2 protein-coding genes are annotated in these 1039 nt (G+C 46.3%); both read left to right on the top strand.

Annotation, left to right across the window (positions count from 1 at the left end; genetic code table 11):
* Positions 1–162: molybdopterin-dependent oxidoreductase (locus VZ95_RS23630; RefSeq protein ID WP_156995507.1), on the top strand; the 162-nt coding region annotated here is incomplete at its 5' end.
* Between the two features lie 238 nt (positions 163–400).
* Positions 401–1039, top strand: a 639-nt coding sequence (locus tag VZ95_RS23625; protein ID WP_156995506.1) for a class I SAM-dependent methyltransferase, incomplete at its 3' end; no start/stop codon positions are given.

Raw genomic sequence — 1039 nt, 5'->3', positions numbered from 1 at the left:
GGCGGACCGGTGCGGCTGGTCGTGCCGAAATATTACTTCTGGAAATCCGCCAAATGGCTGACGCGGATCGAATTCCGCGCCGACGATAAACCCGGCTATTGGGAAAATCGCGGCTATCACAATGAGGGCGACCCCTGGAACGAGGATCGCTACGATCGGTAAAATTTGAGGCGCTAAACTTTAAGTGCGAGCGATTCGCAAATTCATCTTGCTAGTGCGAGTCATTCTCAATATCTTCAGCGGCGAGCAATGTCCTCGGACCCGCTCGAACCCTTCCCTTAAAACCCCGTTCCTGTGTGGAACGGGGCTTTTTTTTGCCCCCAGAGCCGCGTACAAAAAGGCATTATCGATCAAAATCGATAGAGTATGCGCTCGGGATAAGCTGGTCGAGGATGGGTCTATGTCCGAATTATCCGAATTTTATGCGTCTGCCGAGGCCTATGATTTAGCGTTTTCATATCGAAATATTGATAAAGAGGTGGCGTTTTTGCGATCCGCCTACGAAAGATACGCGCGCAATACAAACACAGGTAAACCTCATTCGGTCCTCGAGCTGGCGTCGGGACCGGGCAAACATGCAATGGCGTTCGCGCGCGCCGAATGCCACGCGGTAGCAATCGATCTGTCTCCCGCGATGTGCCAGTACGGTGAGCGTATCGCGAAAAAATCAAACCTTAATGTTCAGTATATTCCCGAAAACATAATTAATTTTAGAGTGAACAAAAAATTTGATTTGGCGATTATGATGTTGGATTCCATCTGTCATATTACAAATAAACATGATTTAGTTAGGCATTTATTTTCTGTTGCCGTATCGCTAAATCCCGGAGGTCTATATATTATAGAAGCAGGTCACAACGACAACAACATGAATACAACTAAATCAGAATGGGAAATTATTACCGACAACTCTCACATAGGCGTATCTTGGCGCGATATTCGCCGTTACAAATATGACCGTATCCTTACCGAAGCCACTTTGCGTGGTTTTATCCGCGAAATAAAAATAAACAATGTAGATACATTCATAAGAAGAGCC

It is taken from the genome of Elstera litoralis (assembly GCF_000963705.1).
GTDB lineage: Bacteria > Pseudomonadota > Alphaproteobacteria > Elsterales > Elsteraceae > Elstera > Elstera litoralis.
The sequence above is the reverse complement of the archived record's forward strand: the minus strand, read 5'-3'. Positions and strand labels throughout refer to the sequence as shown.